Annotated in this window: 10 protein-coding genes; 1 reads left to right on the plus strand and 9 read right to left on the minus strand. The window is 61.9% G+C overall.

Annotation, left to right across the window (positions count from 1 at the left end):
* Positions 1-24 precede the first annotated feature (24 nt).
* The 8 genes from HTY61_RS11990 to HTY61_RS12025 form a co-directional block, all read right to left on the minus strand.
* Positions 25-1,530, minus strand: coding sequence for an ABC transporter substrate-binding protein (locus HTY61_RS11990; RefSeq protein WP_175277016.1), 1,506 nt, complete (start codon positions 1,528-1,530; stop codon positions 25-27).
* A 377-nt stretch (positions 1,531-1,907) separates the two neighbouring features.
* Positions 1,908-2,774, minus strand: a complete 867-nt coding sequence (locus tag HTY61_RS11995; RefSeq protein WP_175277017.1) for an ABC transporter permease — start codon at positions 2,772-2,774, stop codon at positions 1,908-1,910.
* Positions 2,771-3,688 (minus strand): ABC transporter permease, encoded by a 918-nt coding sequence (locus HTY61_RS12000; protein ID WP_175277018.1) that lies wholly within the window; start codon positions 3,686-3,688, stop codon positions 2,771-2,773. The genes HTY61_RS11995 and HTY61_RS12000 overlap by 4 nt, the downstream gene beginning before the upstream one ends.
* Before the next feature lie 393 nt (positions 3,689-4,081).
* Positions 4,082-4,840 carry an SDR family NAD(P)-dependent oxidoreductase gene (locus tag HTY61_RS12005; RefSeq protein WP_175277019.1) on the minus strand — a complete coding sequence of 253 codons (759 nt, stop codon included), beginning with the start codon at positions 4,838-4,840 and terminating at the stop codon, positions 4,082-4,084.
* A complete protein-coding gene (gene hisD / locus HTY61_RS12010; protein WP_175277020.1) occupies positions 4,837-6,147 on the minus strand; it encodes a histidinol dehydrogenase in 1,311 nt (436 codons plus the stop codon). The genes HTY61_RS12005 and hisD overlap by 4 nt, the downstream gene beginning before the upstream one ends.
* 81 nt (positions 6,148-6,228) lie before the next feature.
* Positions 6,229-7,230, minus strand: a complete 1,002-nt coding sequence (locus HTY61_RS12015; protein ID WP_175277021.1) for an ABC transporter permease — start codon at positions 7,228-7,230, stop codon at positions 6,229-6,231.
* A 9-nt stretch (positions 7,231-7,239) separates the two neighbouring features.
* Positions 7,240-8,871 (minus strand): sugar ABC transporter ATP-binding protein, encoded by a 1,632-nt coding sequence (locus tag HTY61_RS12020; protein ID WP_197945310.1) that lies wholly within the window; start codon positions 8,869-8,871, stop codon positions 7,240-7,242.
* A gap of 5 nt (positions 8,872-8,876) precedes the next feature.
* Positions 8,877-9,995 carry a sugar ABC transporter substrate-binding protein gene (locus tag HTY61_RS12025; protein ID WP_175277022.1) on the minus strand — a complete coding sequence of 373 codons (1,119 nt, stop codon included), beginning with the start codon at positions 9,993-9,995 and terminating at the stop codon, positions 8,877-8,879.
* Between the two features lie 297 nt (positions 9,996-10,292).
* On the opposite strand from HTY61_RS12025, the gene HTY61_RS12030 reads away from it, so the two are divergent.
* Positions 10,293-11,324 carry a LacI family DNA-binding transcriptional regulator gene (locus HTY61_RS12030; RefSeq protein WP_175277023.1) on the plus strand — a complete coding sequence of 344 codons (1,032 nt, stop codon included), beginning with the start codon at positions 10,293-10,295 and terminating at the stop codon, positions 11,322-11,324.
* Positions 11,325-11,343: 19 nt separating this feature from the next.
* On the opposite strand, the gene HTY61_RS12035 is transcribed toward HTY61_RS12030, so the two are convergent.
* Positions 11,344-13,122 (minus strand): hydantoinase B/oxoprolinase family protein, encoded by a 1,779-nt coding sequence (locus HTY61_RS12035; protein ID WP_175277024.1) that lies wholly within the window; start codon positions 13,120-13,122, stop codon positions 11,344-11,346.

The following is a 13,122-nucleotide window of genomic DNA, read 5'->3' on the forward strand; positions in this document are numbered from 1 at the left end:
TCTCCTGTCAAATGCCCGGAATTGTCACTTGAGGACGATCAGACCGTCCGGGCGTGAACGCCAGTTCAGCCCCTTGGTAACGCCATAGGTGTAGGTGTCGGAGAACAAGGGAGCATAGGAGGTGGTCTCGTTTACCTTCGCGGTAATCCTGGAAAAGATCTCCGCCCGTTTCTCCTGATCCGGCTCCGCCAGCTGGGCATCAAGAAGGGCGTCAATCTCGGGGTCGAAAGTATATCCCTGTCCGCCTGTACGCAGCAGCATGTCGAACGGCAGATCAGCGTCCAGCATGGTGGGAGCAAACGCCATGATGTACATGCCCGGCAACGAACTGGAGAACCAGTCATTGATCATGGTGCTGTACTCGCGTCCGTCGAGTTCCACGTTCAGCCCCGCCTCTTCCAGGAAATAGGCGATCGCCTGGGCGATCTGGCTGCTTTGCGGAACAATGGCGGTCGGGTAGCTAAGCGTCAGCGGCGCGCCGTCATAGCCGGAAGCCTCAACCAGTTCCTTGGCCTTGTCGAGATCGTGGGATGTCGCGGGTATGGACGTATCATAGCCGAAGGAGACCGGTGCCACGAGTTGCGACGACGGCGTCACCGCTCCGTTGAGAAGACGCTCTCCGATGGCAACACGATCAATGGCAAAATCGACCGCCTTGCGAATTCTGACGTCCCCCAGCCACTGTGCATTGCTGTTGAAACCGACATAAATGATACGATTGCTGTTCTGGTCTATAACATCGACAGCACCGGAAGCGCGGACCGCGGGAACGGCTGAAGGGCCGAGCAAAGCAATATCCAGGTCACCTGACTGAATGGCATTCGCACGCGTCGTCTCGTCCGGTACCGGCAGGAACTTGACCGTTTCATAGGTCCCCTTCCCGCCCCAGTAGTCGTCGAAACGCTTGAGCGTGATAGCACCTCCGGCAGCCCAATCCTCGACGCTGTAGGCGCCCGATCCGATCGGCTTTCGCGCAAATTCTGCAGCTCCCATCTTCTCGTAAGCCGCCTTACAGACGATCGGGACAAGTGTGACCTGACGATCGAAAGGCGCGAACGAGGATTTGAGGCGGAATTCGACCTCATGATCAGAGACAGCCTTGACTGTCTCGATCTGACCAAGATAGCCGCCGAGCCGCGATGCCGGATCGTTCATCGCGGTTTCGTAGGTAAACACGACATCAGCGGCGGTTACGGGAGAACCGTCGTGAAACGACGCACCGCTCCGCAGCTTGAATGTCCAGGTCTTCAAATCCTCGCTGGCAAACCACTCCTCGGCCAACGCGGGCGATACTTTCCCCTCAAAATCGATTGCCGTCAGCTGGTCATAGACGTTGTAGAATACGTTCAGCGCCGGCAGATCGGTGTCATAGATCGGATCGAGACTCTGAGGTTCGGATGCCAGCGCGGCGGTGATCGTGGTTACATCCTGCGCGCCAGCCGCAAGCGGATGCAGAACCATTCCGGCGATCAGGGCTGTTGTGGCAGACAGCAGGCAAGTACGACGCGTGAGGGGCATTTGGCTGGACATGGAACTCTCCTATTTGACCGAGCGTCATTGAAATGTTGCAAATCGGCCTACCCCTCTCAACAAACTTAAATTTGCGCATTCATGAGGAAAACTTGGGCTAGTCCTGCCAGGTGATCGCAGGTTTCTCCAAATAGTCGGCTGCTTGACGCGGTCATCGAAAAATCACGACAGACATCATGACGGGAGGACGTCAGTAGCCCGCTCCAAATGCTCGAAACCACGAATCACACGACCCGCATTCAAGTGCCGGCGTTCAATTGGCATGCGGGACCGGATGCGGACCATCACGTTCCGAGAACTGTACCGAAGACATGCCCAGATCTTACCAGCCCTTCCCGCGTCGCCCGATTTCCCGGCGCAATCAGGTCGGATGCCCTTCAGCCTAAAGGCGGTTTTCGCGAACCGAACCCCTGCAGGGCGAACTGGATTCCGCCTATCAGCAGAAATATTGCCAGGGCCGGAAAGAGTGTGAGGATCTGGTTGGTCTGGAGATAGCGCTGCCCCTCATTGATCATCAGTCCGAGACTCGGAGTAGGCGGCTGAATACCAAGACCAATGAAGCTGAGCGACGATTCCACCGTGATAATCAATCCCACATCAAAAGTGGCAAGCGCCAGGACCGAGGGCATGACATTAGGCAGAAGATGCTTGCGCATGATCCACCACCCCGAACCACCGGCAGCGGTCACCGCCGTTATAAATTCGCGTTCACTGAGCGATACCACCTGCGAACGGACGACGCGACCATAACTGACCCAGTTCGTGAGTCCCAGCAGCAAGACCAGAAGAAGCGGATGCGACCCCAGCGAGGCAACGAGGATGATCAGCAACAGCACCACGGGAACGGAGAGCTGGATATTGCCCACTGCCATCAGAAGGGAATCGACCGGGCCCCGAACCCACCCACTGACAAGACCGATCGTCACGCCAACCAGAACGCTAATCAGAACCGCCCCACCCGCTATGAGCATTGAAACGCGAAGAGCGACAGAAAGCCTGCTCAAGAGGTCGCGGCCAAGCGGATCGGTCCCCAAGATGTAGCGGGAGTCCTTGAAGGCCGGCTCAAGTGCCAACATCAGGTTCTGCTTCATTGGGTTGAAGGTGGGGAGCAGGGGGACCACCACCACAAGCACCACGACAACCGCGAGCATGGCGAGGGCAACGAGGAGGGAAATGCCGCCGGTCGCGACCTTTCCCCTGGCCGGGCGTATCCGGGAAACGATGGAGTTCGCGTCGTCGCTCATGCCAGCCTCACTCGTGGATCCAGTACCCGGTAGAGAATGTCGACACCCAGGTTGATGACGATGAACACGGTCGCCGTCACGACCACGCCGGCCTGGACGACGGGATAGTCGCGCTGCACGACACCCTGGACGATCAGGCGCCCGATACCCGGCCAGTTGAACACGATCTCGAGCACGACGATGCCTCCGACCAGCACGCCGAGATTGATGCCGGCCACGGTAATGACGGGCAGAAGGGCGTTGGGAAGCATGTGGCTCAGGACGACGCGGCGGCGCGTGACGCCCTTGGCGAGCGCCGTCTTGACCCAGTCGAGACTGCGCGTCTCGTCGAAGGAGGCGTTGAGCAGCCGCAGATAGAGCGCGATCTCGTAGGTCGAGATGGTCAGGATCGGAATGACATAACCCGCCAGCGTGTTCCGCCCCATCGCCGGCAAAAGCGAAAGATAGACGGAAAACAGCATGATCATCAGAACGCCGAACAGATATGGCGGGATCGCCTGGCGTATCGTCGCGGCCCAGAGCAGCGTGTTTCGCAACCTCCTGCTGCGCGATATCTCGCCCCACACGGCCAGCCCGAGCGCGACCGCAAAGCCAATGGCAAATGAGGATACCGCGAGCTCCAGCGTGGCCGGCAGGCGCTCGAGGACAAGGTCAATGGCAGGCTGACCATGCCGCAGGGACATCCCGAGATCCCCCTGGGCCGCATGAAATATGAAATCGGAATACTGGGCGAAGAGCGGGCGATTGAACCCCAGAGCTTCGCGCATGGCCTCGACATCGGCCTGCGTTGCCTGATCCGGCAGCATCAGCCTGACCGGATCGCCGGACAGGCGCGCAAGAAAGAACACGAAACTCACGACCATGAAAAGAGTCAGCAGGCTCCAGGAAATGCGATTGATAACAAAACGTACCATTCGATTCTCAAATCCGCTTCGAGACTGAAGAAAAACCCGTCCAGCACCAATCCCAATTCATCAGGCAGAACGGAAATCGGCCATTTATTCATCCGCCTCGACTGATGAGACGCAGAAAGTCCTTACAGCGCACGCAGGAATTTCCCTGTCAGCCAGCGACAATCCTGCAAGCCGCCCAAAAACATTTCAGAACCACCAAGTTCATTCAACAAAAGAAAGCTTCGCCACAGATGAGAAATTCTAGCCCGGCCATGCGAGCGCCCGGCGCAACGGCATCATCGCCGCCGGCCCGGGTCGCCGTCCCGACAGGACGGACACTGCGGCCGTCGCAATTCCTGCGTTTCGGTTATCTGCCGCCCGCGGGAGGCGTTCGGGGCCGCGCGGCGCGAGGCGCTAGCCGGCGGTCCAACCGCCGTCCAGCATCAGGGCGCTTCCCGTCATCAGGGATGACGCATCCGAGGCGAGATAGATCGCTGCGCCGACAACATCGTCGACCTGTCCGAGGCGGCCCAACCTGATCTTCTGCAACACCGATGCCCGGAATGCCTCGTCGCGGAAATAGGACTCGGTCATGGGTGTCTCGATGAAGGTGGGACAGATCGTGTTCACGCGGATCCCGTGCGGACCGAGTTCGATCGCCAGAGCCTTCGTGAAGCCTTCCAGCGCCCATTTCGAGGCGCAGTAAAGTGTCCGGTTCGCCGCACCGACATGCCCCATCTGCGAGGACATGTTGATCACCGACCCGCCTGCCCCGGCCTCCAGCATGCGTTGCGTCACCGCCCTGGCCACGAAGATTGCCGCGCGGACATTGAGATCCATGACCGCCGCGTAATCCTCCACGGTAATCTCCCCCAGGGGTTTTGGCCTATTGGTGCCCGCATTGTTGACGAGGATATCGAATGGCGGCAGCGCCGCGATTGCCGCGGTCGTGGCCCCGGTGTCGAGGACGTCCTGCACCAGGACATCCGCCTGCCCGCCGGACTCCGCGATCTCGCGCGCCACGGCCCCGATTTCGTCGGCGGAGCGGGCGCACAGGGTGACCGAGGCGCCGCTGTCGGCGAGCGCTTTCGCGATCGCCTTGCCGATCCCCCGGCCAGCCCCGGTTACCAGTGCGCGCTTTCCGTCGAGCCGGAAAAGCCGGGCGACATTCATTCCGCGGCAGCCCCGTAGGCCACGTTGCGCCCGCCATAGCGCCGCACGCGGACATTGCACTGCTCGGCATGGCCCACGAAGCCTTCAAGCATGCAGAGCCTCGACCCGTATTCGCCGATCATGGCCGCGGCCTCGTCTGTCTCCACGCGCTGGTAGCTGTGCGTCTTCAGGAACTTTCCGACCCAGAGCCCGCCGGTATAGCGACCCGCCTTCTTCGTCGGCAGCGTGTGATTGGTGCCGATCACCTTGTCGCCATTTGCCACGTTGGTGCGCGGGCCGAGAAACAGCGCCCCGTAGGAGTGCATGTTCTCCAGGAACCAGTCGTCCCGGTCCGTCATCACCTGCACGTGCTCCGACGCGATGTCATTCGCCACGGCGAGCATCTCGTCATAGGTGTCGCAAAGGATGACCTCGCCGTAATCGGCCCAGCTGACGCGCGCGGTCTCGGCGGTCGGCAGGATTGCGAGGAGGCGCTCGATCTCGGCGAGCGTGTCCTCGGCCAGCCTGCGCGAATTCGTCAGGAGGACCGCCGGCGAATTGTAGCCATGCTCGGCCTGGCCCAGAAGGTCGGTCGCGCACATCTCGGCATCCACGGTTTCGTCGGCAATCACCATCGTTTCCGTCGGGCCGGCGAACAGGTCGATGCCGACGCGGCCGAAGAGCTGCCGCTTGGCCTCGGCCACGAACGCGTTTCCGGGGCCGACGAGCATGTGCACGGGCTCGATCGTCTCGGTGCCGATGGCAAGCGCGCCAATGGCCTGGATACCGCCGAGAACGTAGATCTCGTGGGCGCCGCCCATGTGCATGGCCGCGATCACCGCCGGATTCGGCGCCCCCTTGAAGGGCGGCGTGGCCGCCGCAATTCGCGGCACGCCGGCGACATTCGCGGTCAACACCGACATGTGGGCGGAGGCGACCATCGGAAACTTGCCGCCGGGCACGTAGCAACCGACCGACTGGACCGGGATGTTCCGGTGCCCGAGAAAGACGCCGGGAAGGCTCTCGATCTCGATATCGGTCATCGATGCCCGCTGTGCCTCGGCGAAACGCCGCACCTGCGCCTGGGCGAAACGGATGTCCTCCATGTCGCGCGTCGAGACCTTCTGCATGAGAGCCTCGATCTCGGAGGGCGACAGCCGGAAGGACGGCGGCGAGAACCTGTCGAACTTCTCGGACAATTCGCGTACCGCGACATCACCGCGCGTCTCGATATCCGCGAGGGTCGTCTCCACGACCGAACGCACCTTGGCATCGTCGTCCGATCGTTCGGTCTCCGGCTTGCCCCGCTTCAGATAAGTGACTGTCATGTGTGCTCCATTCTCCTGTCCGGATGAACAAGATCGTTTGGGTTGAGGATGGATGGTGCCGGCGCCAGACGGCGCCGTCATTCAGCCGATGTCCGGCGCTTCCCTGCCGCGCGTCAGCTGTGAGATCGTCACGGCCAGAATCAGCGCGCCACCGTTGAACACATTCGTCACCCATAGCGGGATGCCGAACATGGTCAGGCCGGTAATGCCGGTGCCAAGGAAATAGACGGCGACGATCGTGCCCCAAGGGTTGAACCGGCCCGGCATGATCGTCGTCGAACCGAGAAAGGCCGCCGCGAAGGCAGGAAGAAGGTAGTTAAGGCCCGAATAGGGATCAGCGGAACCCAGCACGCCGGCGTAAAGAGCGCCGGCCGCAGACGCGACCACAGAGGACATCACGAGAGAGCCGACGCGCACGCGCTCGACGGCGATGCCATTGAGCCTCGCGACCTCCCGGCCCCGGCCGACGAAGAGAAGTCGTCTTCCGAGCGGGGTGAAGTCGAACACGTACCACATGACCACCGCAGCCGCCAAAGCATAGTAGAAGGCGTAGGGCACGCCCAACAGGCGCCCGCCGACCACCGCCATGATCAGCGCATTGTCGATCCCGCCGATGGTCGAGGAATTGGTGAACCACTGCACGAGGCCGGACATCAGCGAAGTGCTTCCGAGCGTCACGACGAGCGACGGAATCCGGAAATAAACAATGAAAAGGGCATGGAACAGCCCGACCGCAACGCCGGTCAGCAGCGCGAGCGCGATACACAGCTCGATCGGCACGCCCTGCCACGCATTCAGGACGGCGATCAGGCAGGACGACAATGTCATGGTCGCACCGACGGCCAGATCGTAGTCGCCGGAGGTCAGGGGAATGATGATCGCCAGCGCAAGCAAGGCGGCAGGCGCGTAGGAAGCGAAAAGTATCGAGAAGTTGCCCCATCGCATGAAGGAATCCGGCATGGCGACGGAAAAGCCGATGATGAGCAGAAGCCAGACCAGAAGCAACGCGTAGCGCTCGAAGATACGCGCGTAGTTCACGGACGGCTTGCCGCGCTCGGGGGTGGTGCTTTCGGAAACACTCATGGTTCTGTTCTATCCTGTCCTGTCCTTGCGCTCTTCGCCCGGCGCGTTCGCGGTGACCGCGTCGAGGGACGAGTAGCAGGCTTGTGTGATCCGGTCCTTTTCGACGCCTGCGCCGGTCAGTTCATCGACTATGCGCCCCCTGGCGAAGACGAGAACCCGGTCGCACAGTTCCGCAAGCTGCTCGGCATCGGAACTGGCGCAGACAACGGACATTCCTTCCGCGGCCGCCCTGCGGACGGCCTCGAATATGTTGGCGCGCGTTCCCACGTCGACACCTTGCGTCGGCTCGTCGAGAAGGAGGAGACGCGGCTTGCGCTTGAGCCATCTGGCGATCAGAACCTTCTGCGCGTTCCCGCCCGAGAGCGCCGCGAGGTTCAGGTCCGGGTCGTTCGGACGGACCTCGAATTCCTCTCCCAGCCTGCGCGCCTCGCGACGCATCCGGCCGTTGCGCAGGAAGCCGCCGCGAAAATAGCTGTCCAGATCCGGAAGCAGCATGTTCTCGAAGATCTTCATGCCTCCGACGCCGCTCTGTGTCGGACGATCCCCCGGCAGCAGCGCGAAGTTCTCCTGTATTGCCCTCGCCGGCGTCATGCCGCTCAGATCGAAGGCGTCACCGCCGGACAGTTTCAACATGCCCGACTTCGCCTGGCTGGCGCCGAAGAGCAGGTAGGGAACGCGCTCGTAACCCGACCCGATCAGCCCGGTGAGCCCGATGATCTCGCCGCGCCCCACGGAAATGTTGCATCGGGGTATCCCCTCGCCAACAAGGTCTTCCACCTCTGCGAAAGGCTCGAACCTTCGGGCCTCGTGAGCGACGGACGCCGACTGCCCCAGCGAGCGCCCGATGATCATCTCGATCATACGGTCGCGGCTGGCCTCGCGGGTTTCGATCTCGCCCGAGACCTTGCCATCCCGCAGGATCGTGACCCGGTCCGTGATCTCCATGACCTCGTCGATGTCATGGGAAATGAATGTCACGCTCGATCCGTGATCGGCGATCTGGCGCATGAGCCGGAACAGGCGGTCTACCCCTTCCTTCGGCAGGAAGGGCGTCGGCTCGTCCAGCAGGACCAGTCCCGGCTGGCCGGTCCGCTCGCACTCCTCGCGAATCTCCTCGAAGGCGCGGATGATCGCAATCAGCGCGCGGTTGACCGCGCTGATCTCGTCTATGCGGCGCCACTGCTCGACATCGACGCCGTAGCGATCGAGGGTCTGCTGCGCGGCGGCCCGCTCCTTGCGCCAGTTGATATGGCGGTTGTCCCCGAGCGCGATCTGCGAAAGACGGAGGTTTTCGAGCACAGTGAGGGACGGGACCAGGCCGAGATTCTGATGAACGAAGCTCATTCCGAGCCGCCGGAAATCGGAGGCGGTCAAAGGCAGCGAAACCGGCTGCCCGTTGAAGCGCATGACGCCGCCGGGATCGGGCGCATGGAATCCGGCAAGGATCTTGATCAGCGTGGATTTTCCCGAGCCGTTGGTGCCGAGCAGCCCGTGAACCTCTCCGGGCCGGACGGTCAGCGCCACATTGTCCAGCGCGCGCGTCGCCCGGAAAGTCTTTGAAACATTTTCCAGTTCAAGGGTCGGCGGCGCCCCGGGGGGCACCACCTTCCTTTCTCGCGAAGCCTGTTCCACGGTCTTCACCGAACTCAGTTCATTTTCCAGAGTTCACGGAAGCCGGAGACATAGGCATCGCCATAGCCGGTATCGAACTGCGCCGGCGTGCCGGCCTCAGCCGCATTGTCCTTGTCGAAGATGTAGAACGGGACGTTGAGCTTGTCCGGAACCGGCAGGTCGCACAGGTCCCGCATGTTCGCGTCCACCGTCGCGTAGGCGATCCAGTCGAGGCTCTCGCCGATATCCATGTCGACCGCACCCTGCTGGATGAAATCGATGACGAAGGGCGTGCCGTTGAAGGTCGGAACCTTGATCTGGCCGAGCTTGCCGGTCAGGCGAAGCGCCGGAACGACGAACTGCGACATAGAATCGTAGATCGGAACGATCACGTCGATGTCGGGGTTGGCCTGGATCGTCGACTGGACGGAGGACTGGATCTTGGTGCCCCACTCCGCGACGCCGACATTGATTTCCTGGACGATCTCGCATTCAGGGCAGTTCTCGGCAAGCTCGCTCTCGAAACCGTCGACCAGCGGAATGGTCGGCGGAACCTCGCGGGAGACCACCAGCGCGATCTTGCCCTTGCCGCCGGTGTTCACCGTGATCCAGTTCGCGAGGATCTTGCCAATTTCGTTGAAGCCGACCGGAAGGGTGGAGGAAAGCAGCGGATTGGTCTCGTCGGACGGGTCGTAGAAATGCGACGTCGTCACCTTCACGCCCGCCTCGCTGGCGGCCTTGATCTGCGGCTCCACCGTATCAGGCGAAATGCCGGAGATCAGGTTGATGACGTCGTAGCCGTCGCGGACCGCAAAGTCGAAGCCCTGGACCCACTGGCTCGGCTGCCCCTGGTTTTCCCATTCGGTGACATCGAGCCCGATATCCTCGCCGACCGCCTTCATCCGGTCGATGATGCCCTTAAGAAACGGGTTAGCGCTGCTGTTGGGAATCGCCAACATCTTCTTGCCCGCCGCGCATGCCTTGATGTCGAACGGCTCACCCGGCGCGGTGAATACCGGTTTCTCCGAATAGACGGCCAGGCGTTCCTGAGCACGGGCTATCCCGTCCTCAACGCCTTGCGCGTTGGCCGCCGTTGCGGCGACCGACAGGGCAAGCACGGATGCAAGCCCGCTGATCTTTACTGTGTGCCTCATGATTGACTCCCGGTTTCCACGTTCAAGCGCACCCTCAGGCTTCCTCCACCTGTGTTTTGAATACGCATTCACATCTTTCCCGGTAATTTCCGGTCTGTCAATCATCGTTCGGGCCAAAGCGACTTGCCGGCGACTTTCCCCTGAGCAACCGGACGAGGCCGCAGACATACGCGACGGCATTCGATATTTGCACATCGTTCGGGATCGTGGCTTATGAAGCATCCTCCCCCCGGGGAAGGACAGCAACCGCAACCAGAAATCGGCAATGCCCGCGAGAACAGAAACCGTGTCCGCGCCATGAAGAAGAAGAAATCGAGAGTTACGTCCTTCGAGGTCGCAAAGCTGGCCGGGGTCTCCCAGCCCACCGTGTCGAGAGCGTTCACGCCCGGCGCCAGCATCGCGAAGGAGAAACGCGACCGGATCCTGGCGGCAGCGAAGAAGCTCAACTATGTGCCGAACGTCTTTGCCTCCAGCCTGTCGTCGAAACGCAGCAACATGGTCGCCGTGATCAGCGGCAACCTGAACAATCCCTTCTACTCGGAAAGCCTCCAGGTCTTCGTCGAGAGCTTCCAGCGCTCGCACCGCCAGGTGCTGGCATTCTCGGTCCAGGACGGACACGACTGCGATGACGTGATGATGCAGGCGATGCGCTATCCGGTCGACGGGATCGTGGTCACATCCGCGCAGATGTCGTCGGAACTGGTTCGCATGAGCGAGGGGCTCGGCATCCCGATCGTTATGTTCAACCGCCGTGTCTCGGACTCCGAGCTGGCGGCCGTGCAGTGCGACAACACCGAGGGCAGCGCCGCGCTCGGCCGGCTCATGGTCGCGGCCGGCGCCCGGCGCATCCTGATCGTCAGGGGCGACCCGCAGGGATCCACCAGCGGCGACCGCGTCGCGGGTTTCCGGTCGGTCGTGGACAGGACCGAAGGGTGCGTGGTCGAGGAGATCGACGGCGGGTCCAGCTATTCGGGCGCCCGGAACGCGATGATCCGCCGCTTCGGCGGGCCGGCGCCACGCTTTCCCGACGCGATCTTCGCGGTAAACGACATCATGGCGATCGGCTGCGCAGATGCGCTGCGCGAGGTGCACGGGATCAGGATTCCGGAGGACGTCATGCTGGCCGGATTCGACGGCATCCGCGAGGGCCAGCGCGCGCCCTACCGGCTGACGACCGTGCGCCAGCCGATCGAGCGGATGGTGACGGAGACGCTGGAAATGCTGGACAAGGCTCCAGACGAACAGATCCCCGCGGACGAAAGGCGGCGCGTCATTCCGGGCGACCTCATCCCGGGCCGCACCATTCCGGGCATGGAGCGGCAGGCGTAGAACGCCTGCCGCGGGCATGTCACTCGGCCGCTTGGTGGACGCCGGGTATGAAGCCGAAATCGAACGGAGCCGGTTCGCCCCGGGTCGTCTTCATCTGCGCGCGCAGCGCGGTCGTTGCCGCCGTGTCGATCACCATGTCGTCGGAGATGACGACGCCGTAGTCGGCCTCCGCCTTCTCCTGCGATACGAGGCCGTCGTTGACATCGCGCAACACCTTCTCGACGGGACGGTCCAGCGGATCTCCCCAGCCGCCCGAACCGGCGGTTATGAAGATGATCTTGTCGCCGGGCTCGACCTTCAGGTTGTCGAGCTTCGACTTGATGCGCTCGGGTTCGTCCGACCCCGCACGCACGAGCCACTTGCTCGAGGTGCCGCCGTGCAGGCCGCCATTGATGCCCCATGGCGGCACGACCTCGCGGTCGTCATGGATCGAGATCGAACCAGCCTCGAGAACCCGGTAGACCTTTTCGATTCCCGCACCGCCGCGATGAAGGCCGGCGCCGCCCGCGTCGCGCACCGGGCGGTAGCTTTCCACCAGGACCGGGTAATAGTTCTCGATGTACTCGATCGGCGTCGCGCTGAAGAGCGGCCACCAAGCATGGCCGTCCAGACCGTCGCCGCGCGGACGCCCGGGCACGCCGCCGAACAGCAGTTCCATGAGCTGGAAATATTTCCCGTTCTTGTCCTTGCCCGTGTAGATGAAGTGCGGGCTGGTGCCGTAACCCGCCGCCATCGACAGATGCGGCGCCCGCTGGCCGAGCGCGCCGGCTTGGCAGTCGAAGAAGCGCGTATGCGTGTTGAGACGGTTCGACAGGGCCGCCGGGAAGCGCGGATTGAGGAGGCTTCCCTCCGGAAGGATGATCTCGAAGAGATCGTAGAAGCCCTCGTTGAACATGATCTTCGGATCGAAGGCCATGATCATGTAGACGCCGAAGAACAGCTTGCAGAGCCCTTCATGGATATGGAAGTTGATCGGGCCTTCCGCCTGGTCGTCCGTGCCTGTCCAGTCGATGACGGCCACATCGCCGCGCCGATAGATCGAAAGATGGATCTTGAACGGACCGTTTCCCACACCGTCATCATCGACATAGTCCGTGAAGGTCACGGGTTCTTCCGGAATGTAATTGGTGATGAGAACGCGCATTGCCTCGCGCGTGCGGTCCATCAGCAGGTCACATGCGGAAAGATAGGTGTCCCGACCGAAGCGGTCGCAGATCTCGCGAACGCGCTTTGCGGCCGTGCGACATCCCGCGACGAGCGCCATCAGGTCCGCCCGGTTCATGTCCGGCGTGCGGCTGTTGTTCAGCATGATCTGGAGAACGGCGTCGTTGAGCTTGCCCTTCTCGTAGATCTTCACCGGCGGCACGCGCAGGCCTTCTTCCCAGATCGAGTAGGCATCCGCCGGCATGGATCCCGGCACCTTGCCGCCAACATCGACCATGTGCCCGAAGATGGAACTGAAGCCGACATGCACCCCCTCGTGGAAGATCGGCATCATCACGCACCAATCGTTGTTGTGGGAGATCGAGCCCTTGCAGGCATAGGGATCGTTCCAGACGAAGATGTCGTCTTCGTGGATATTGTCCTTGTACTGCTCGACGATCGCGGGGATGTAGGAGCCGAACTGGCCGACAACCATCTGACCGTCCGGATTGCAGATCATCGGGAACTCGTCATGCTGTTCGCGGATGACCGGCGAAAGCGCGACGCGCACCACGACACTGTCCATTTCGAAACGGGCATTGAGAAGCGCGTTCTCGATCAGGTCGAGGGTAATGGGATCAACTTGCTTCGTCAT

This window comes from Oricola thermophila, from assembly GCF_013358405.1.
In the GTDB taxonomy this organism is placed as follows: Bacteria; Pseudomonadota; Alphaproteobacteria; order Rhizobiales; family Rhizobiaceae; genus Oricola; species Oricola thermophila.

Coding starts and splice junctions, on each gene's coding strand:
- HTY61_RS12025 (WP_175277022.1), bottom strand. CDS start 9,995: ATGAGGCACACAGTAAAGATCAGCGGGCTTGCATCCGTGCTTGCCCTG.
- HTY61_RS12000 (WP_175277018.1), bottom strand. CDS start 3,688: ATGGTACGTTTTGTTATCAATCGCATTTCCTGGAGCCTGCTGACTCTT.
- hisD (WP_175277020.1), bottom strand. CDS start 6,147: ATGACAGTCACTTATCTGAAGCGGGGCAAGCCGGAGACCGAACGATCG.
- HTY61_RS12005 (WP_175277019.1), bottom strand. CDS start 4,840: ATGAATGTCGCCCGGCTTTTCCGGCTCGACGGAAAGCGCGCACTGGTA.
- HTY61_RS12015 (WP_175277021.1), bottom strand. CDS start 7,230: ATGAGTGTTTCCGAAAGCACCACCCCCGAGCGCGGCAAGCCGTCCGTG.
- HTY61_RS12035 (WP_175277024.1), bottom strand. CDS start 13,122: ATGACGAAGCAAGTTGATCCCATTACCCTCGACCTGATCGAGAACGCG.
- HTY61_RS11990 (WP_175277016.1), bottom strand. CDS start 1,530: ATGTCCAGCCAAATGCCCCTCACGCGTCGTACTTGCCTGCTGTCTGCC.
- HTY61_RS11995 (WP_175277017.1), bottom strand. CDS start 2,774: ATGAGCGACGACGCGAACTCCATCGTTTCCCGGATACGCCCGGCCAGG.
- HTY61_RS12030 (WP_175277023.1), top strand. CDS start 10,293: ATGAAGAAGAAGAAATCGAGAGTTACGTCCTTCGAGGTCGCAAAGCTG.